Annotated in this window: 2 protein-coding genes and 1 pseudogene; all 3 read right to left on the reverse strand. The window is 42.0% G+C overall.

Annotated features, from left to right (window positions below; translation table 11 throughout):
* Window positions 1-5: 5 nt before the first annotated feature.
* On the reverse strand, window positions 6-2,789 hold the full coding sequence (locus QUB70_RS18660) for an ATP-binding protein (RefSeq protein WP_332982619.1): 2,784 nt from the start codon (window positions 2,787-2,789) through the stop codon (window positions 6-8).
* Window positions 2,790-3,095: 306 nt separating this feature from the next.
* A pseudogene (locus QUB70_RS18670) lies at window positions 3,096-4,374 on the reverse strand (sensor histidine kinase).
* A gap of 13 nt (window positions 4,375-4,387) precedes the next feature.
* A complete protein-coding gene (locus tag QUB70_RS18675; protein ID WP_332982624.1) occupies window positions 4,388-6,037 on the reverse strand; it encodes an ATP-binding protein in 1,650 nt (549 codons plus the stop codon).
* Window positions 6,038-6,133: the final 96 nt, after the last annotated feature.

A 6,133-nucleotide genomic window follows, 5' to 3' on the forward strand; every position in this document is an offset into this window, starting at 1 on the left:
TTTTTCTACTCCTTTTCTCCTTGAGTTGCTGCAATTAAGTTTAAAACCTTTTCATACTCAAAGTTATGCAGACAAGCTGCGATCGCCTGAGATAATGGCTCATTATAGGTAGCCATTTTTTTCACCGCTGTAGCAATTAAGTCCGCATCGGAATAGCTCACTGCCTCTTGAAGTTGAGCTAATATTTCGCTCGGAATTTCTGCCATTACCGCTGTGGTTAAAACCTCTCTTGTTTGTGTTGTTTCCGTATTTTTTGGGGTTAAATGTTCATAAATATATGTCACGCCAATATGCTTATTCATTGCATTAAAAATTTCTTCCTCTCGGAAAGGCTTCCTCAAGAAAGCATCGCAGCCCGCCGACAAAACCACCGCTTTTTCTTCTTCCAATACGCTAGCTGTCAAGGCAATAATCGCCGTTGCTTGACCTTTTGTGTAGGATTTAATAGTTTGGGTAGCAGTGTAACCATCCATCACGGGCATCCGCATATCCATCCAGATTAAGTGTGGCTTCCAATTCTCCCAAATATTAACAGCTTCTTGCCCGTTACTCGCTTCCTGAAGTTCAAATCCCAAGGGAGACAGGAGTTTAATTAACAACTGACGATTGAGAGGTTTGTCATCAACTATAAGAATTCGATATTTCGGTTGATTTGGTTCCAGAGCAATGACGCGACGGGAGGGTTGATGTGTGGCAATGTCGCTGGCTTCTACTTCGATGACTTGAATATCAAATAAGAAGGTTGTGCCTTGTCCCACTCGGCTTTTGACGGTAATATCGCCTCCCATAAGATGCACAAATTGGCGGCTAATAGGTAAGCCTAATCCTGTTCCTTCCTGAGCTTGTTTTCCGGTTGCGGTTTGGGTGAAGGCTTCAAAAACTTGTCCTAGTTCTTCTTCTGCAATCCCGGCTCCTGAATCTTCGATTTCAAAATGTAGGGTATATGAATTGGTATCCAACACTTCAACTGTTTGTTGAGAAGGGATATTAGTTTGTCGAACGTCAACTCTTATTGAAACGCCGCCCTCTTGAGTAAATTTAAGGGCATTGTTAATGAGGTTAATGAGGACTTGACGCAATTTAACATCGTCGGTACGGACGTAATGGGGAAGATTAGGAGCGTACTCCATTAGTAACTGTAAACCTTTCTCTTCAGCCTTCATTTGGAACATATCGTGAATGTCATCCAGTAGGCGATGGATATCGAAGTTTTTGGGATTAAGGCTGGTTTTACCTGCTTCGATTTTAGAGAGGTCGAGAACGTTGTTGATGAGAGTGAGAAGGTGTTCGCCGCTGCGGGAGATAATGCCGACACTTTCTTGATGTTCGCGGGGTAGGGTTTGAGAGCGAGTCATAATTTGAGAAAAACCCATAATTGCGTTGAGAGGTGAGCGTAATTCGTGGCTCATATTGGCAATAAATGTGCTTTTTGCCTGATTAGCTACGTCGGCTTTTTCTTTGGCTATTACTAATTCTGCTGTCCGATCTTGGACTCGTTGTTCTAGGGAGTGGTAAGAATCTTTTAATTGCTGACTCATTTGGTTAAAGGATTTGGCTAAAGCACCTAATTCTTGCACGGGAGAGTCGGGAATATTTTGCTCTAATTCTCCACTCGCGATCGCTTCACTTGCTTTATTCAATCTGCGGATGGGTGCAGTAATCCAATTTGAAGTTATAATTCCCAATCCTGTGGCTATACCTAAAGCTAATAGACACAATAAGATTGTGGTGCGGGTATTAGCATTAATTTGTTCCATGAAGTCAGCTTCCGGGACAACAGTCACCACTAGCCAATCTATACCCCATTGGTCTGTCCAGGGTGTTACCTGCATAAACTGTCGTCCATCATTCGTTTGAAATTCAAGCCGTTGAGTGCTGCGAATTTGTTGAAAATCTCCAAATTTTTGCAATAAATAATTGGCAGAATTGATAATTAAAAGGTCATGGCTCTTCAAAATCGACAATCTTTCAGGCTTGTTATTCTTTAAAGTAAAACCTGACTCAGAACTTGAAGTAGCAATTATTAACCCATTTCGTTCGATGATAAAGGTTTTAGAAGATGGACTAATTTTTAGATCTTTTAAAAAATTACTAATATTAGAAAGACGCTTTTCGATCGCCATAACACCAATCAAATTTTGGTTGCGATCGTAAATGGGTAAACTAGCAGCAATGTTTAAGGGATAGGGAGACGTTTCCCATTGGTAAACTGATGTCCACAGGGGCTTTTTTTGTTGAATTGCTTCTGAATACCAAGCTTCTTTTTGGAATTGGTTGATATAGTCTGGATCGGTCATTAGCAGCTCGATCTGGCGGCCTTGCTTGTCTGCTTTATAAACTTTAAAACTGCGATCGCTACTCCTACTGTCAATCTGATTGATCGTAATTCGACCATCATCAAAGTGTTCGCCCACTGAAACATGATCTCGTGTAATACTACCAAATAATAAAAATCCAAATTGGCTGTCGCGCACTTGTCTCACTTTCCAAAAATATCGACCAATTTGCTTGAGATTCAAAGGATCGATAAGACCCTGAGCAAAAACATCAGCACTCTCATCAGCAATTTTACGAGATGTATCAAGGTATTCATGGAGATGTTGCTCGATCCGTTTGCTGGCTTCTGTCTGTAGTTGAGATGCTAGGTTATTAACCGCTTTCTGACTATTTTTGAAGGAAAGATATCCAACGAGTCCCACAGCCGCAAAGATTTGCAGAACGAAAGGAATCACTAATACTAGCGTTAGCGATAGCTTATTAGTGATTTTTGGACCTGAAATATTGTTCATAAAAATTTTGTCTAAGTTAGGTAGTATTATCGTATCTTGTATTTCAACATTTTCTCATGTTACAAAAGTTTACAATTACAATTAATATTTTATTAAAAATTGATTGTACTCGATTTAACATCTTTTACAAACCATAGCACCTCACAGGGATTTTGCTAAGTATCATAAATTACAATTAAAGGATTTTTTGAGGATTTTTTATCGAGTTCGCTAACTTGTCTACTGGATAAGGACAGTTGGTTTTCGCTAGTTTTTAAAGGTAGATAGAGCGCTCGCAAACTTGCTAATTTTACTAATAAATACAGATTATGCCAATGCTTCGATCGGCAAAGCGATCGCAAACTCTGTGCCCAAACCCAGAGTAGAATTAACTGCAATACTCCCCTGATGTTTTTCTTCAACAATTTGACGGGCGATCGCCAAACCCAACCCTGTCCCTTTACCTACTTACTCCTTTGGTAGTAAAAAGTTCATCAAAAATCTTCTCCCGCACCTGCTCGCTCATACCAAAACCGCTATCTTTAATGCGAATTATTACTTGTTTGCGGTCGGTAGATAACTCTGTTTTAATGGTAATTTTATGGGCAATATCTTCATAACTCATTCCTTGATTTGATTCATCTAACACATCGATCGCATTTGCCAACATATTCATAAACACCTGATTAAGCTGTCCGGCATAGCATTCGACTTTAGGTAGATCGCCATACTCTTTAATTACTTGAATATCTGGGCGAGTATCATTCGCTTTGAGGCGATGTTTGAGGATCGTAATTGTGCTATCAATACCATCGTGGATATTGCAGGCTACGGGGCGATCGGTGTCAGCCCGGGAGAAAGTACGCAGGCTGGTGCTGATGTTTTTCAGGCGATCGCACGCTATCACCATAGAATCAATAGCCTTCGGTAAATCTTCCAAACTATAGTCCAAATCGATATATGAAGCATGATTGAGAATCTCTTCACTGGGATTGGGTAGATTTTTTTGATAAAGTTTTAAATGTTCAGTAAGATCGTTGAAGGCTGGTTTAATTTGTTGCAGGCTAGCGAAAATAAAGCCCAAAGGATTATTCATTTCATGGGCAATACCTGCTACTAAATTACCCAAAGCTGACATTTTTTCGCTTTGGATCAGTTGTAGTTGAGAGGCTTGAAATTCGGCATTTTTTTGTGCCACTTGCTGTTCTAAATTTTGGGTCAAGTGATAGAGTTGTAGATGAGTTTTCACCCGTGCCAATACCTCCTGTTCTTGAAAGGGTTTGGTGACATAATCAACTGCACCCAAATCTAGAGCCTGAACTTTGCTATCGGTGTCAGCTAGGGCGGTCATAAAAATGATGGGAATGGCGCTGGTGCGGGGATTTGCCTTTAACCGCCGGCAGGTTTCAAAACCGTCGATTCCGGGCATCATAATGTCTAGCAAAATCAAATCGGGCAGTTTTCGCTCAATTTGCTGGAGGGCGCGTTCACCGCTAGTTGCGATCGCCACATCAAAGCCGACATCACTCAATGCCTCAGAAATGACATCTAAATTAGTGGGTGTATCATCCACAATTAGAATTAAACCCGTTACCGCTGCGCTCATCTTTACTTTCTCCTTAAAGGTTCTTTTCGCTCAGATGCTGTTGAATCAATTCCTCGATTTTTTTCGACTGGAATTGCTTCGCCAATTGTAGGACTTGCTGAATGAAAGGTTGATAGAGTTCATCCTGTTGCCCAACCTTTTCTGCAATTTCAGCCAGCTTTTTCAAGCGCCATTCTTGAGCCAGTTCTAATAACACTTGTAAGTCGGCAGTTTTGGGAGCGATCGCTTCTGAGTCAGATGCTGCTACTGGGACAGTGGAAGTTGCTCGCTCCGCTATTTCTTCATAGTTCCAAGTGAGTTGTAAATGATTTGCTATGGCATTAAATAAATCTGTCGTCTGAATCGGTTTTGCGAGAAAATCATCCCCTCCTGCTTCTAGGCTCATCTGCCGTTCCAATTGCGCTACGGATGCTGACGAAACCAGAACTTTCAAGTGTTTAAATTCCTCGGAATGGCGTATTTTTTTTAGCATTTTTAAGCCATCCATCACGGGCATTGCTAAATCCGTAATTACTAAATTTGGTAAGTGTTCTCGCATTTTTTCTAACCCTAATTGTCCGTTTTCGGCTTCAATAATGGCAAAACCGAGGGGTTCTAATAAATTCACAATCACGGCTCGATTTTCCCAGCGATCGCCTACAACTAAAATGCGCCGCTGCGTCCCGACATAACTGACAATATTTCCCGCCCGACTAATCTGCTGTTGTATCCAGTCAGTTGCCAAAGGTAGCTCGGCTTCAAAGAAGAATTCACTTCCTACCCCCAGTTGACTTTTAACCTGAATTTTTCCGCCCATCAACTGCACAATTTGCTGGCTAATAGCGAGTCCTAAACCGGTGCCTTCAGATTGGCGACTTTGCTCGCCTACTTGCTCGAATGCTCGGAATAGTTTCTGCACATCTTCGCTGCGAATGCCAACTCCCGTATCTGCGACACAAAAGCGCAGACGGGCGAATGAAAGCCGATCGGTATTAGAGTCAAGTTGCTCAACTTTAAAAGAGATGCTGCCTTTGTCCGTAAATTTGATGGCATTGCCCAACAAGTTAATCAACACCTGTCGCAACCGTTTTTCATCTGCTGTGATGCCAGCGGGTAAGTTAGGAGCGGGTTCGTAGCGGAAGTCGATGCTTTTTTGGTCAGCACGAATTTGGAAAATTTCCACGACTCCTTGCAGCAGTGAAGGTAAATGAATAGCTTTGGCAGTGAGTTCGAGTTTGCGAGCTTCGATTTTAGAGATGTCGAGAATATCGTTAATTAAGGTGAGCAAATGAGAGCCGCATTGATGAATGATGTTGACTCCGTGACGTTCTTTTTCGGGGATAGCTTTGGAACGTCCGAGAATTTGGGCATAACCCAGAATACCGTTGAGAGGGGTGCGGAGTTCGTGACTCATATTGGCGAGAAATTCACTTTTGGCTTGGTTGGCGCTATCTGCAATTACCTTGGCTGCTTGCAGTTCAGCAGTTCGTTCTTTTACCCGGCTTTCAAGTTCTTCGTTTGACTTCTGTAATGCGTTGAATGAGTCTTTGAGTTGTTGCGCCATGCGATCGAAAGATGTCGATAAAATTTCGAGTTCGTCCATACCCGCAGTGACACTCAACAGAGGTGTAGCTGGCCCAACAGGATTAACCTCCGCCAGTACCAGTTGGTTGCATCCTTCCACAATCGGCTGCAAACGTTGATTTAACTAATGTGAATGGGAAGTCCCGCGCTCTACCGGAGGTGAGCGTCGGGATGAAAATGAACCAAAAAATAACTT

The organism is Microcoleus sp. A003_D6, assembly GCF_036702825.1.
Taxonomy (GTDB): domain Bacteria; phylum Cyanobacteriota; class Cyanobacteriia; order Cyanobacteriales; family Microcoleaceae; genus Microcoleus.